This window comes from Luoshenia tenuis, from assembly GCF_014384745.1.
Taxonomy (GTDB): Bacteria; Bacillota; Clostridia; order Christensenellales.
Genome location: NZ_JACRSO010000002.1, coordinates 21928 through 35739 on the forward strand (window position 1 = coordinate 21928; position 13812 = coordinate 35739).

The 13812-nt window shown below is 55.0% G+C and carries 11 protein-coding genes, 8 tRNA genes and 1 CRISPR repeat array; all 19 genes read left to right on the plus strand.

Annotated elements, in window-relative coordinates; all coding sequences use genetic code 11:
* The first annotated feature begins 89 nt into the window (after positions 1-89).
* The 19 genes from rph to ligA all read left to right on the plus strand — a co-directional run bounded on the left by rph (position 90) and on the right by ligA (position 13806).
* Positions 90-818 carry a ribonuclease PH gene (gene rph, locus H8699_RS04915; RefSeq protein WP_249284745.1) on the plus strand — a complete coding sequence of 243 codons (729 nt, stop codon included), beginning with the start codon at positions 90-92 and terminating at the stop codon, positions 816-818.
* Between the two features lie 4 nt (positions 819-822).
* The gene (rdgB, locus tag H8699_RS04920; protein ID WP_249284746.1) at positions 823-1431 is read left to right on the plus strand and encodes an RdgB/HAM1 family non-canonical purine NTP pyrophosphatase; all 609 of its coding nucleotides are present in this window, start codon (positions 823-825) and stop codon (positions 1429-1431) included.
* Entirely contained in the window at positions 1428-1922 is a 495-nt protein-coding gene (locus tag H8699_RS04925; protein WP_249284747.1) for a metallophosphoesterase family protein, read from the plus strand. Before rdgB ends, H8699_RS04925 begins: the two co-directional genes overlap by 4 nt.
* Before the next feature lie 162 nt (positions 1923-2084).
* Positions 2085-2161, plus strand: a tRNA-Arg gene (locus H8699_RS04930).
* 15 nt (positions 2162-2176) lie between these two features.
* A tRNA-His gene (locus tag H8699_RS04935) sits at positions 2177-2254 on the plus strand.
* A gap of 9 nt (positions 2255-2263) precedes the next feature.
* A tRNA-Gln gene (locus H8699_RS04940) sits at positions 2264-2340 on the plus strand.
* 10 nt (positions 2341-2350) lie between these two features.
* Positions 2351-2426: transfer RNA gene (locus H8699_RS04945), tRNA-Lys, on the plus strand.
* 30 nt (positions 2427-2456) lie between these two features.
* Positions 2457-2540 (plus strand) — tRNA-Leu (locus H8699_RS04950).
* Positions 2541-2550: 10 nt separating this feature from the next.
* Positions 2551-2625: transfer RNA gene (locus H8699_RS04955), tRNA-Gly, on the plus strand.
* A 4-nt stretch (positions 2626-2629) separates the two neighbouring features.
* Positions 2630-2703: transfer RNA gene (locus tag H8699_RS04960), tRNA-Gly, on the plus strand.
* A gap of 24 nt (positions 2704-2727) precedes the next feature.
* Positions 2728-2803: transfer RNA gene (locus tag H8699_RS04965), tRNA-Lys, on the plus strand.
* Positions 2804-3006: 203 nt separating this feature from the next.
* A CRISPR array of direct repeats spans positions 3007-3312; the repeat unit is 33 nt; unit sequence GTCGCTCCCCGCGAGGGGAGCGTGGATTGAAAT.
* Positions 3313-3580: 268 nt separating this feature from the next.
* Positions 3581-4426, plus strand: coding sequence for a polysaccharide deacetylase family protein (locus tag H8699_RS04970; RefSeq protein WP_249284748.1), 846 nt, complete (start codon positions 3581-3583; stop codon positions 4424-4426).
* Positions 4427-4789: 363 nt separating this feature from the next.
* Positions 4790-6154: an ABC transporter substrate-binding protein gene (locus H8699_RS04975; protein ID WP_249284749.1), complete on the plus strand. Its 1365-nt coding sequence runs from the start codon at positions 4790-4792 to the stop codon at positions 6152-6154.
* A 71-nt stretch (positions 6155-6225) separates the two neighbouring features.
* Entirely contained in the window at positions 6226-7290 is a 1065-nt protein-coding gene (locus tag H8699_RS04980) for a Gfo/Idh/MocA family protein (RefSeq protein WP_249284750.1), read from the plus strand.
* A gap of 223 nt (positions 7291-7513) precedes the next feature.
* The gene (locus tag H8699_RS04985; RefSeq protein ID WP_249284751.1) at positions 7514-8137 is read left to right on the plus strand and encodes a single-stranded DNA-binding protein; all 624 of its coding nucleotides are present in this window, start codon (positions 7514-7516) and stop codon (positions 8135-8137) included.
* Positions 8138-8386: 249 nt separating this feature from the next.
* Entirely contained in the window at positions 8387-9148 is a 762-nt protein-coding gene (locus H8699_RS04990; protein ID WP_249284752.1) for a fumarylacetoacetate hydrolase family protein, read from the plus strand.
* A 31-nt stretch (positions 9149-9179) separates the two neighbouring features.
* The gene (locus H8699_RS04995; RefSeq protein ID WP_171026040.1) at positions 9180-9491 is read left to right on the plus strand and encodes a YerC/YecD family TrpR-related protein; all 312 of its coding nucleotides are present in this window, start codon (positions 9180-9182) and stop codon (positions 9489-9491) included.
* Between the two features lie 10 nt (positions 9492-9501).
* The gene (locus H8699_RS05000) at positions 9502-11793 is read left to right on the plus strand and encodes an ATP-dependent helicase (RefSeq protein WP_249284753.1); all 2292 of its coding nucleotides are present in this window, start codon (positions 9502-9504) and stop codon (positions 11791-11793) included.
* Positions 11794-13806 (plus strand): NAD-dependent DNA ligase LigA, encoded by a 2013-nt coding sequence (gene ligA, locus H8699_RS05005; RefSeq protein ID WP_249284754.1) that lies wholly within the window; start codon positions 11794-11796, stop codon positions 13804-13806.
* Positions 13807-13812 lie beyond the last annotated feature (6 nt).

Below are 13812 nucleotides of genomic sequence, written 5' to 3' on the forward strand. Positions count from 1 at the left end.
ATTGAAAAAGGTTTTTAAATTGCCTGACCCGCGGTGGGCGTGTTATAGTGTTAAAAAGAACATAAGTTCCCATTTTAGGAGGAAAAACGATGCGCTTGGATGGAAGAAAACCGGATCAGCTCAGGCCGCTAACGCTGATCCCTGGATTTATCAGTTCGGCCGATGGATCGGTGCTGATCCAGTGCGGCCAGACAAGGGTGATCTGCACGGCGATGGTTGAGGAGAAGGTGCCGCCGTTTCTGGAGGGGAAGGATCAGGGCTGGGTCACCGCGGAATACGCGATGCTGCCGGGTTCTACCCGTACACGTAAGGCGCGGGGCGGCTCAAAGCCGGATGGGCGCGGAGTGGAGATACAACGGCTGATCGGACGCTCGCTGCGCGCCGCGGTGGACTTGCAAAAGCTGGGCCCGCGCACCATTACGCTGGATTGCGATGTAATTGAAGCGGATGGCGGCACGCGCACCGCATCGATCTCCGGCGCATATGTGGCTTTGGCGCTCTGCTGCGATAAGCTGTTGCGGCAGGGATTGGTGCAGGAGAATCCGGTGATCCATCAGGTGGCCGCGGTTTCGGTCGGCAAAGTGGAGGACATTGCGGTTTTAGACCTGAATTATCCGGAGGACGCCAGGGCGCAGGTCGATATGAACGTGGTGATGAACGAGCGCGGCGATTTTATCGAACTTCAGGGGACGGGAGAGCACGACACTTTTAATGAAGCGGACCTTCAGGCTTTCCTGCGTCTGGCAAAGCTGGGAATCAAAGAGATCATGGCGGCGCAAACAGCCGCGTGTACCGAAACCAACGCGCAGGAGGGTTAAGGCCATGCAATTGGTGATCGCTTCTAATAATAAGGGGAAGATACGGGAGATCAAGGCGATCTTCTCGCAGCAATTTGACCCTATCGTATCGCTAAAAGAGGTAGGGATTGCCTTGGATACGGTAGAGGATGGGGACAGCTTTGAGGCCAATGCGCTGAAAAAGGCGCGGGAAGCCGCTGCGGCTTTGGAACAGCGGGGCATAGAGGCCGCGGTGCTTAGCGATGATTCGGGAATCGAGGTGGAGTACCTGAACGGTGCGCCTGGGATTTATTCCGCCCGATATGCGGGGGAACCCAGCGACGATGAGCGCAATAACCAAAAGTTGATTGCAGCGCTCCGGGAGGTGCCGCCTGAGCAGCGCGGCGCACGCTATGTGGCCTGCGTGATCTTGCTGATACCTGGGGAAGACCCTATCGTAGCCCATGGCTATTGGGCGGGGCAGATCGCACTGACCCCGGCGGGCGAGGGCGGCTTCGGCTACGACCCCTATTTTTATTTACCGGAATTCGGTTGCACAGCCGCTGAACTGAGCGCGCAAGCCAAAAATAGGATCAGCCACCGGGCAAAGGCGTTGCAGATGCTCTATACACGATATGAGGCAAAAAAGAAATGAGGATTCTGATCGTGAGCGATTCGCACGGCAGGATTGCGCCCGCGCTGCGCAAGGCGCGGGAGCTGGGGGAACTGTCGCTATTGCTGCACCTGGGCGACCATGGGGAGGACGGGAAGCAAATGGCACAGGCCTTGAAGATCCCTTGCCGTTGTATACAGGGCAACTGCGATTTGGGCAGCGGCCTACCCGAAGAAATGCGTCTTCCTTTGCCGGGCAACGGTTGGCTAATGGCCTGCCATGGGCACCGGTACGGCGTAAAATACACGCTTGACCGGTTATTTTACCGCGCCATGGAGCAGGATGTAAAAGTGGCGCTTTTTGGACATACCCACAGGCGGTATTTGCAGTGGGAAGGCGGCATCCTGCTGCTTAATCCCGGTAGCTGCGCGCAGCCTGCGGACGGGGCATGTTCAATGGCGCTGCTGGATGTGGATCGGGATCATTTTGAAGCCCGCCACATTTTTTTAGAAGAAATACCCGGCGGCGAATAATGTATAGTTTTTGCTAAAAAAATCCGTAAAAAGAGTTGACAAGCCGGGCCCTCGCTGCTATAATTCTATCTTGTCAGCCGGTTATGCGTGCGCCCTACTAAGTGAGGACGGTTGCCACACTCACGCTTTCGGTGCAAGGGTTTCTGCTCCAACAAGGCTTATGCGCCTGTAGCTCAGTTGGATAGAGCAACGGCCTTCTAAGCCGTGGGCCAGGGGTTCGAATCCCTTCAGGCGCGCCAGTAAGGTTGTTTGTGGTGAGTATAGTTCAGCTTGGTTAGAATGCCAGATTGTGGCTCTGGAGGTCATGGGTTCGAATCCCATTACTCACCCCATTTTTTTGTTGGGGTGTAGCCAAGTTGGTGAAGGCACGGGACTTTGACTCCCGCATTCGTAGGTTCGAGTCCTGCCACCCCAGCCATTTTACCTATGACCCATTAGCTCAGTTGGCAGAGCACTTGACTTTTAATCAAGGTGTCCGGAGTTCGAATCTCCGATGGGTCACCATTAACCCTATGGGATGCACCTTGTGGATATGCGGGCGTGGCGGAATGGCAGACGCGCCAGACTTAGGATCTGGTGCCCTCGGGTGTATGAGTTCAAGTCTCATCGCCCGCACCATTACTTTCATGCGGTAGTAGCTCAATGGTAGAGTGCCACCTTGCCATGGTGGATGTTGCGAGTTCGAGTCTCGTCTACCGCTCCATTTTGCGGGTGTAGCTCAATGGTAGAGTTCCAGCCTTCCAAGCTGGCTGTGTGGGTTCGATTCCCATCACCCGCTCCACTATTAGCTTAAATACCCAATTGCGGACCGCTAGCTCAGTTGGTAGAGCACCTGACTCTTAATCAGGGTGTCCAGGGTTCGAGCCCCTGGCGGTCCACCAGCTAAAACCTCAGTAAACGTCAGTGTTTGCTGGGGTTTTGCTTTATGTTCCTTTGGTGCGAAACACAAGTGATCATAAATATGCGGGGTGTTTCGCACCACATTTCTACCCTTTTGGCCCTAAAAATGTGTTACAAATAGTTGCGCGCTTCGGCAAAAGAAGCTATATTGTAGTTGTGAATTGTTACAATACAATTTGTTGCAGTCGCTCCCCGCGAGGGGAGCGTGGATTGAAATTGTTGCTCGCAAATAGTCCGCCCGATGAATATGGGTCGCTCCCCGCGAGGGGAGCGTGGATTGAAATAGGTTTTGCGGGGTCTGGCCTGTCCGGCGCGCTAACGTCGCTCCCCGCGAGGGGAGCGTGGATTGAAATAAAGTATTCCTGCCCGTCGCAGTCCTCACACGGCGGGGTCGCTCCCCGCGAGGGGAGCGTGGATTGAAATCTTTCTCCCGCCGCGCTTTGGTCTCGGGGGTCGCGTCGCTCCCCGCGAGGGGAGCGTGGATTGAAATTACCGGGCCACCGCGTAACCGTTCATCCGGCTGGTCTCTCCCTGCAGGGGGAGAGACGGTCGAAATTTTTATAGTCTGCTAAAGGATGTGTTTTAGCTCACTAAGCTTGTATCTTTTAGTAGCTTTACATGAAAGCGACCGCGCCTTAGCGCGGTCGCTGTTGTCATATAGACGTGACGGCGCAGAAAAAGCGCCATAAATCGCAAAGATTATTCATAACGCAAGGCTTAGCTCCCATACATTGGTCATAGGAAAAGGGGGTAGCTTTATGCGGATATGGATCTTGACAAAAAAGAATTTGGCGCGCGCCGGCATTATAGCGCTAGTTGCACTGGTGGCGGTCGGCGCGCTGTATTGGGGCGGCGGGCAAGCTGCCAGCAGTGTATTTGGTACGGCTAAAAAAGAACTGCCCGTTTATTCGGTGGAGCAAAGCAAAAAGAAGATCGCCATTAGCTTTGACGCCGCCTGGGGCGACGAAAAGACTAGCGATATCCTTTCGATACTGGATGAATACCAGGCAAAATGCACTTTTTTTCTCGTAGGGTTTTGGGTAGATAAATATCCTGAACACGTAAAGGAGATCGACGCTGCCGGACACGAGATCGGCAATCACTCCACCAATCATCCGCATATGGCCTCGCTATCCGAAGGCGAGATGCAATATGAGATCAAAACTACATCGGAAAAAATAACCGCTTTGACAGGCAAAGAGGTCAAGGTATTCCGCCCGCCTTTTGGCGAATACAACGATTCATTGATCAAGACTTGTAAAGGCATGGGGATTCAGGCCATACAGTGGGACGTAGACAGCTTGGATTGGAAGGAACAGGGCGTGCAGCCCATGGTAGACCGGGTGCTGAATAACGTAAAACCGGGATCTATCGTGCTTTTCCACAACAACTCAAAATATATTACAGAAGCGCTGCCTACGATTTTGAAAACCCTCAAAGACCAGGGATATGAAATCGTATCGGTCTCTGACCTCCTGCTGCCCGAACCAACCACGATCGATACACAGGGCATGCAGCATTCCGCTGAACCTACGCCTACAGCCGCGCCGGAGGAACAGCCGGAAGCGCCGCAGCCGGTTGCGGACGATTCGCCGGCCGCATAAAGATTTATTCAATATACCGCTATCACGGATAGCGGTATATTTTATTTTTGTTGGGAATATAAATTTTATAGACAATTATATTGACATAGCAATAATGTATTGATATTATACAAATGTAGACAAATTATAAATAATGTGGCGAATAAAAGCGTTTTTGCTCTGATATTCGCTGGAGCTTTTAATGTGCAAACGCTTGAGCTTTTCAACTTATATTTAAGAATCCAGAAGAGAGGTGATAAATGCAGATACGGCGATCCCGGCGACGCCAGACCGGAGCGGCAGACGGATTTGGCTGGCGGAGAAGTAGCCCACTGGGACGTGGCTTTGCCGAAAGAAGTTTTGAAAGAACTAGGGGGAAATATCATGAAGAAAGTAACCATAGGCGCGCTGGGGTTAGCGCTGAGCGCGATAATACTGCTTGCGGCCTGCACGCCGCAAGCAACGCAGGGCAGCACCGCTTCTGAGGCCTCATCTGCGCAGGAATCATCCAGCACCTCAGCAGCAAATGCAGACCCGGTTACCTTGGAGTTTTGGGATATGTTGTGGGGACCGGATGCCTATGCGACCGCGGCGGAAGAACTATCTGCAAAGTATACAGAAGTTGCGTCTAATGTTACCGTCAACTACACCAGCGTAGCGTGGAGCAATTGGTTTGAGCAGTATTCTACTGCGTTAGCATCCAATGCCGCACCTGATGTAGCCACTGGCGGCGGATACATGCCCTTTCAGTTTGCCGCCAGCGATGAAACGGCCGACCTGAAGTGGATCTATGACGAGTGGAAAAAGGAAGGCACGCTGGATGATTTCCTGGAAGATGACTGCGAGTACTGGAAATGGAACGATAAGTACCTGGCGATTCCTTCAGACAAAGATTTCCGTGTCATGATCATTCGTAAGGACTGGCTGGATGAAGCTGGGCTGTCCATGCCTAAAACCTGGGATGATGTATATGAGACGGCTAAGGTATTCAGCAAACGTGGTGATGGCATCTATGGTCTGACCCATGGCGCGCATACCGGCGGCACTGGAACGGTATTTATCCATTTCTTCGGCGCAAACTATGGTGGTATTCTGTACGACAAAGATGGCAACGCCAAGATCGATAACGAGGGAACCTATGCCATTCGCGATTTTCTGTTGAAATTGCGCAATGAGGGCCTGACCCCGGAAAGCGTTGCGACCCAGACGGGTGACGACAATGTGAAACTGTTTGCTTCTGGCAATGCGGGTATGATCATCACAAACAACGACCAACTCAAAACGATGTGGCAGTCTGGCTTTACGAAGGATCAAGTAGCCATCGTGCCGCCGCTGACAGCGCCCAACGGCAACAGCTATTCCGCCGTCAGCCGCAATGGGCAGATGATCTTCGAAGCTTCCCAGAATAAGCAGACGGCCATGGAATTCCTCAAATGGTTCAACGAGAACAGCGAGATCCTCTGGACGGAGGGTCAGCGCAATAATATTCCTGCCCGTATCAGCATTCAGAAAAACGATATGTTCAAGGGTGATTTCCGCGAAGAGACGATTAAGTCTTATGCTCCGGTTGGCCATCAGTTCATCTGGCCTGTGACGCATGGTATTCCTTCCGCGTCTTACGTTGAAGGGCAGAAGTATGATATGAAGCTTGTTCAGGGCGCTTATACGATGAATGATAACGATTTTAAGGCCTTAGCCAAGAGCCTAAACGACGAACTGCAAGCTACGATCGACGATATGGATAAATAGCCCGGAGATCGTCTGATCCGTTAAAACAAAGCAGAGGCAAAAGGCCTATGACAGGCGAAAGGAGAGGTAAAATGTCTTTGAAGTTAGGCATCATCGGTTATGGGAATATGGCGTCGGGCTGGCACGCAAAGATCCCCACACAGCTGCCGGAGGTGGACCTGGTGGCGGTGCACGACATCGACCCGGAGCGGGTGGCGGCGGCCAGGGCGGACGGGTACCGGGCTTACGACAGCCTGGGGGATTTTTTAAAGGACGAAGAGGTCAACTTTGTATTGGTGGCCACGCCCAATGACTTCCACAAGCCGCTGGCGATAGCGGTGATGGAGGCGGGGAAGAACGTGATGGTGGAAAAGCCGGCCACGCTGAGCGCCCGGGACTGGGAGGAGATGATGGCGGTATCATCCCGCACGGGCAGGGTGCTGACCGTGCACCACAACCGCAGGTGGGATTTGGATTACCTAAGCATGAAGCTGAATTTAAGCAAGGGTTATATCGGTAAACCCTATGCCATTACATCAGCCCATCAGCAGTGGCGCCCCGTGAAGGGGCCGCAGAAATGGCGGGATATTCCGGAGCATGGCGGTGGATTCTTTTACGACTGGGGGGTGCACCTGTGCGACCAGATTTTGATGCTGGATCCGGAGAATAAAGTCAAATCCGTATATCTGCAAACCAAAAGCATCCATCGTCCCCTAGTAGATGATTTTGCCAAATTGCAGCTGACGATGGCTGATGGATTGCTGATTGAGGTCTATTTAAGCACATATGTGCAAAAGCCGCTGCCGCGTTGGACGGTTTACGGCGACATGGGAACCTTTGATGTCAAGGACTTCGGCTGCCATGGCGGCACGGTCAAATCCATAGCCTACGAGGCATGCGGGATGCAGATGGAAAAAGAAGGGGAACCGGTGGAGTTCCCAATCGAAGTGGCGCAGGTGCGAGATGGCATCACCAGGGATGATGAACGGGAAGCCGGCGGCGCTGCCTGGGTGGAGCTGTACCGCAACCTGGCGGATGTGGTGGACAACGGCGCGGAATTGATCGTCAAGCCCGAGCAGGTGCTGCGCACCATGAAGCTGCTGGATGCGGCGTTCCAGTCCGCAAGGACGGGCGAAGTGGTTCACACGGATATTTAATCGATAGGCTTACCGGCAATAGACCCTGATAGACCCTCCTAAAGATATCAGGGCGTGTTCCCCTCTAAATTTGCAGCTGATTTGACACAGAAGAGCATGGCGTTTATATATTGAAGCGCCATGCTCTTTTACTGCCAACTGACGCAGCTGGCTGTGTTGGAATAAAAAGCACAGCGGATGCGTATGATGAACAAAAGGGTTGATTTGGGGAGGATGCGTAAAGATGGAGGGTCATCAGCCGACCAATACAGTGACGCTAATGGGAAAGGTACAAGGAGAGATCAGCTTCAGCCACCACGTGATGCAGGAAAAGTTTTATAAATTGACGTTGGAGGTCCCGCGGCTCAGTGGGCAGGTCGATGTGCTGCCCGTTACGCTGGCGGAGCATCTGATCGAAGGGATGGCGCTTTCAGATGGCGCACAGCTTTGGATCAAGGGGCAGCTGCGCTCTTATAACCGCTTAGTGGACGGCGCCAGCCGCCTGGTTTTAACGGTCTTCGCTTTGGACGCGGAGCTGATTGCAGATGACGGCATGCCTTTAAACGGCGGCCCCAATGAAATATTTCTGGACGGGTTTTTATGCAAACCGCCGGTATACCGTACAACGCCCTTTCAGCGCGAGATCGCTGACCTGCTGGTGGCGGTCAACCGGGCCTATGGCAAGAGCGATTATATCCCCTGCATCGCCTGGGGCCGCAACGCCCGCAAGGCCGGGCAGATGAAGGTGGGGGATCACGTGGTGCTGCAGGGTCGGCTGCAAAGCCGGGATTACCGCAAAACTTTGCCTGAAGGAGAAGTGACCCGTACAGCCTATGAGGTCTCCATCGTACGGTTAGATTTACTGTAAACCTATTACCGTGTAAAAACGCTGCTTTTAGAAAGCAGCGTTTTTTTGATGGCGGAAATGCCGGTTTTATAAGAATGTAGATTTTTTTCGCTGGAACGCCCTTTGATTTCGCACGCTAATATGTTAAAATAATAAAAAAGTTATCTTGAGCGCGGCAGGCGCGTCAGCAGGGTATGTTTTTTACGATTGCGTTGGCGTTCGCTGCACGGAACTGTTGCGGAATTAAGGATCATAAAAGGGGTGAGGCCGGTGCGCATCGCAAGAGTAGAACGGGATGGACAGGTTTTTTATGCGGCCGTAGAGGGGACGCTTCTCCGGCGGCTGGAGGGATGCATTTTTGATGAAGTCCGTTTGACGGATGAAACCTATCGTTTAGACGAGGCGCGGCTGCTTTCCCCGGTACAGCCCAGCAAGGTCGTGGCGGTAGGGATCAATTATGCCGACCATATGGAAGAAATGAAGCACCAAAAGCCGGAGGACCCGGTGATCTTTATCAAACCGGCTTCCTGCGTGGTCGGCCCGGATGAGCCGATCGTCCGCCCGCCGCAATCGGCGCGGGTGGATTATGAGGCTGAGTTGGGCGTGGTGATCGGCCGGCACTGCCAGCGGATCGGCGCAGACGAGGCTATGGATTATGTACTGGGCTTTACCTGCGTAAACGATGTGACCGCGCGGGATATACAGCAAAAAGACGGCCAGTGGACCCGGGCAAAAGGCTTTTATACCTTTGCGCCCATCGGCCCCTGGATCGAAACGGCGTTTGATTATACGCAGGCGGATGTGGAATCGCGCCTGAACGGGAAGGTCTGCCAGCACAGCAACACCCGCCTGTTGATGAACCCGATCCCTAAGCTCATCAGCTTTATCAGCCAGGTGATGACGCTGGAGGCGGGAGATGTGATCGCCACCGGTACGCCGGCGGGCATTGGGCCCATGGTGGCCGGAGATGTGGTGGAGATCGAGGTCGAGGGCATCGGGATACTGCGCAATCCGGTGATCGATTGGGAATGACGGGCATTGATGAGAAAGGAGTGGGTCAGCGGTGAGAAATGATGCAAAGGGTCTGGGGGAGGACATCCAGAACCTTTATAAGGCTATTTTGACGCTGCAAAGCGAAGAGGACTGCGTGCGCTTTTTTGAGGACCTATGTACCATACAGGAGCTCAAGGCGATGAGCCAGCGCATGGAGGTGGCCAAGCTGCTGCGCAAGGGCGGCACCTATCATGAGATCGCCGAGGCTACCGGCGCCAGCACGGCCACGATCAGCCGGGTCAACCGCTGCCTGATCTATGGGGCCGAGGGCTATACCACTGTGCTAAACCGCCTGGAAGCACAGGAAACACAGGAAAAATAAAGGGGTAAACATGAATCTGACAGAAAATTTAAATACGCCACAAAAACAAGCGGTTCTGCACACAGAGGGGCCGCTTTTAATTCTGGCCGGCGCCGGATCGGGTAAGACCCGGGTGCTGACCCACCGCATCGCCTACCTGATCCAGGAAAAGGGCGTGCGCCCCTGGAATATTCTGGCCATTACCTTTACCAACAAGGCTGCTAAAGAGATGAAAGAGCGCGTGCAGTCCCTTTGCGGCCCGGATGGCGACGAGGTCATGGTTTCTACCTTCCACTCTTTTTGCCTGCGCATTCTCCGCCGGGAGATCGAGCATCTGCAGCCCTTTACGCGGGGATTTACCGTTTATGACGCGGACGATCAGGATAAGCTGATGACCGCCTGCATCCGTAAGCTGGGGCTGGCGGAGAAGTCCTATCCTTCCTCCTGGGCGCTCAATAAGATCAGTAAGGCCAAGGACCGGGTGATCGGCCCGGATGAATACGTGAAGGAATTTGGCGGTAGCGAGCCGCTGGCAGCCCAGATCGCGGAGATTTACCGCACCTACCAGGATGCGCTGACGCAGTACAACGCGCTGGATTTTGACGATCTGATCATCAAGGCGCTGGAACTGTTTTACATGAACCCGGATGTGCTGGAGTACTATGCCCAGCGCTACCGCTATATCCATGTGGATGAATACCAGGATACCAACTACGCCCAATACATGCTGGTGCGCACACTCTCCATGGCGCACCATAACCTGTGTGTGGTGGGCGATGACGACCAGAGCATTTACGCCTGGCGCGGCGCGGATATCCGCAATATCCTGGAGTTTGAGAAGGATTTTAAGGACGCGGCGGTGATCTATCTGGAGCAGAACTACCGCTCTACCGGTAACATACTGGAGGCGGCCAATCAGGTGATCGCCCACAACGCCGGGCGCAAGCCAAAAAAGCTGTGGACGCAGAGCGGTAAGGGAGACCCCATCCAGGTGATGCAGGTCAACGACGAGCGGATGGAGGCCGAGTATGTGGCAGCCCGTATTCTGGATATGGTGGCGGGCGGCGAATACCGCCGGGCGGATATCGCGGTGCTGTACCGGCTCAACGCCCAGTCCCGCGCGCTGGAAGGCGCCTTTGTGCGCCACCGCATTCCCTACCGGGTATTTGGCGGGCTAAAATTCTATGCGCGCAAAGAGGTCAAGGACATCATGGCCTATTTGCGGCTGATGGTCAACCCTAATGATGAGATCTCGCTGCGGCGGATCATCAACGTGCCCAAGCGGGGCATTGGGGAAACATCGGTAAATCAGATCTTTGAGGCGGCGGCCAACCATGCCGATACGGCCATGGGCCTGATCTTAGATGAAGAGAAGATGAAGCAGCTGCTGCCCAAGGTTTATAAAAAGGTGGCGCCCTTTGGCGAGTTGATCGCAAGGCTGCTGGCCTTTAAGGAAATGATGCCTTTGCAGGAATTTGCCGAGCACCTGATCGAAGAGACCGGCATTGGCCCGGGTTACGAGGCGGATCAAAGCGAGGACGCCAAGGGACGGCTTGAAAATATCCAGGAGCTTTTGGGCGCGATCGGCGAGTTCGCCATCAATTTCCCTGAGGCTACGCTGGAGGACTATCTTGACAACGTGGCGCTGATTAGCGATCTCGATAATCTGGACGAAGGGCAAAGCGCGGTAACGCTGATGACGCTGCACTCGGCCAAAGGTCTAGAATTCCCGGTGGTATTTTTGTGCGGCATGGAAGATGGAATCTTTCCCCATCTGCGCATGAATAGCGACGAAGAGGCAAACATAGAAGAAGAGCGCAGGCTGTGCTATGTGGGCATGACCCGCGCGCGGGAACGGCTGATCTTAGTCTATGCCCAGCTGCGCACGCTCTTTGGCTTTACCCGCAGCTGCCTGCCCTCACGGTTTTTGCAGGAGCTGCCGGAAAGCTGCCTGGCGGGCGGACGGCGCCCGAGGACGCCCGAACCCAAGCAGGACGACCTGTTCGGTACGATGGGCGGCGCAAAACCAACCACAAAGAGAGGCGGTTACGGAACGTCTGCCGGCCGCGGCGCGTTCCCGGGGGGCTTCCCCGGCGGCGGCCCAAGCGTGAAAAAGTCCGCGCCGGCCGCGGTCAATAAGCCTGCGGATCTGTCCGCGATCAAACCCGGCGTAAAGGTACAGCACAAGCTCTTTGGCACTGGCCGGGTGATCGGCCTGAAGGGCGAGGGCGCAGGTACCATTGCCCAGGTGGCCTTTGAGGGCAAGGGCATAAAAAATCTGGCGCTATCCATGGCGCCGCTGGATGTTGTGGAGGAGAGTTAGATGGAGGACCCAAGGCTTATAAGGATGCGCCAGCTGGTAGACGAGGTGAACGAGCACGCCTACCGGTACTATGTGATGGATGCCCCCATCATCAGCGACGCACAGTGGGATAAGCTGTTTGATGAACTGCGGGACCTGGAAAAGGAGACCGGCACGATCCTGCCGGATTCGCCCTCCCTGCGCGTAGGCGGAACGATTTTGGAGGCCTTTACGCCGCATACCCACTTGGGGCCGCTTTGGAGCATGGATAAGGCTAAGACCCGCGAAGAAGTCGAAGTATGGGCCGCCCGGGCGGAAAAGCTGTGGGCCGCTTATAATGAGGATGCGGTGGAGAAGCTGCCGCCTATCCGCTATACGGTAGAATATAAGTACGATGGGTTGACCATCAACCTAACCTATCGGGAGGGGAAGCTGGCGCAGGCCGCCACCCGGGGCAACGGCCGCACGGGCGAGGCGATCCTGGAGCAGGTGCGCACCATTCCTACTGTGCCGCTTTCCGTGCCCTGCATGGATACCTTTGAGGTGCAGGGCGAGGGGATCATGCGCCTTTCCAGGCTGGAAGAGTATAATAAAACCGCGCAGGAGCCGCTGAAAAACGCGCGCAATGGGGCGGCAGGTGCCCTGCGCAACCTGGACCCCGGAGAGACCGCGCGCCGTAAATTGGATATATTCTGCTATAACGTAGGCTATTATGAGGGACAGCCGCCCTACCGCACCTATGCTGAGATGACCGCTTTCTTGCAGGAAAACCGCTTTCCGGTGGGCGAGTTCTTTCGCCCCTGCGAGGATCTTAATCAGGTCATGGAAGTAATCGAGCAGATCGACGCTACGCGGACGGAGCTTGATTACCTGATCGACGGCGCGGTCATCAAAATAGACGATCTGCGTACCCGCGAGGTACTGGGGCATACGGACCGGTTCCCGCGCTGGGCGCTGGCCTATAAGTTCTCCGCTGAGGAAATGACGACAGTAGTCGAGACGATCACCTGGGAGGTAGGCCGCACCGGAAAGCTGACGCCGCTGGCGCATGTCGCGCCGGTGGAACTGGCTGGGGCCACGGTAAAGCGCGCCACGCTGAACAACTTTGGCGATATCCAGCGCAAAAAGGTGCGTCTGGGCGGCAAGGTATGGATCCGGCGTTCCAATGAAGTGATCCCCGAGATCATGGGGGGCGTGGAGGATGCGGAGTATCCCGGAGAAGAGGTGCTGCCGCCAGAGGTCTGCCCAGCCTGCGGAACGGTGCTGGAAGAGATCGGCGCGAACCTGTTTTGCCCAAACTCCCTGAGCTGCCCACCTCAGCTGATCTGGCGGATGGTGCACTTTGCCTCCCGGGAGGCAATGGACATTGAAACCTTTAGCATCAAGACGGCGGAATTGCTGTTTAAAGAGCGGGATGTGCGCCAAGTAGCCGACCTGTACGCCTTAAAGGCTGAAGACTTGGTCGACCTTGAGGGCTTTGCGGAGAAAAAAGCGCAGCGCCTGCTGGATGAGCTGGAAAAGAGCAAGACCCGGCCGCTGGGCAACTTTCTGCACGCATTGGGCATTCCGGGCGTGGGGCGCAAAACGGCAAGGGATCTGGCCGAGCATTTTGGCTCGCTGGAGGGCCTGATGCAGGCCGATGCGCAGGAGCTGGAGCAGATCGACGAGATCGGCGGCATTATCGCCCAGAATATCGTGGGCTTTTTTGCAGATGGGCATATCCGCAATGGCATTGAGCGGCTGCTGGCTGCCGGCGTCGCCCCAGTGCACCAGGCGGTGGAAAAGGCGCAGGATAATTTCTTTACCGGAAAAACCTGCGTGCTCACCGGTACGCTATCCGAGCTGAAGCGGGATGAGGCCAAGGCGCTGATCGAGCAGGCGGGCGGCAAGGCTGTGGGCAGCGTTAGCAAAAAAACGGATTATGTCATCGCCGGGGAGGAAGCCGGCTCTAAGCTGGATAAGGCGCTGCAGCTGGGTGTGACGGTGCTCAGCGAGGCTGAATTTCTGCAAAAAATTGGATATTTGGGCAAATAGCGGTTT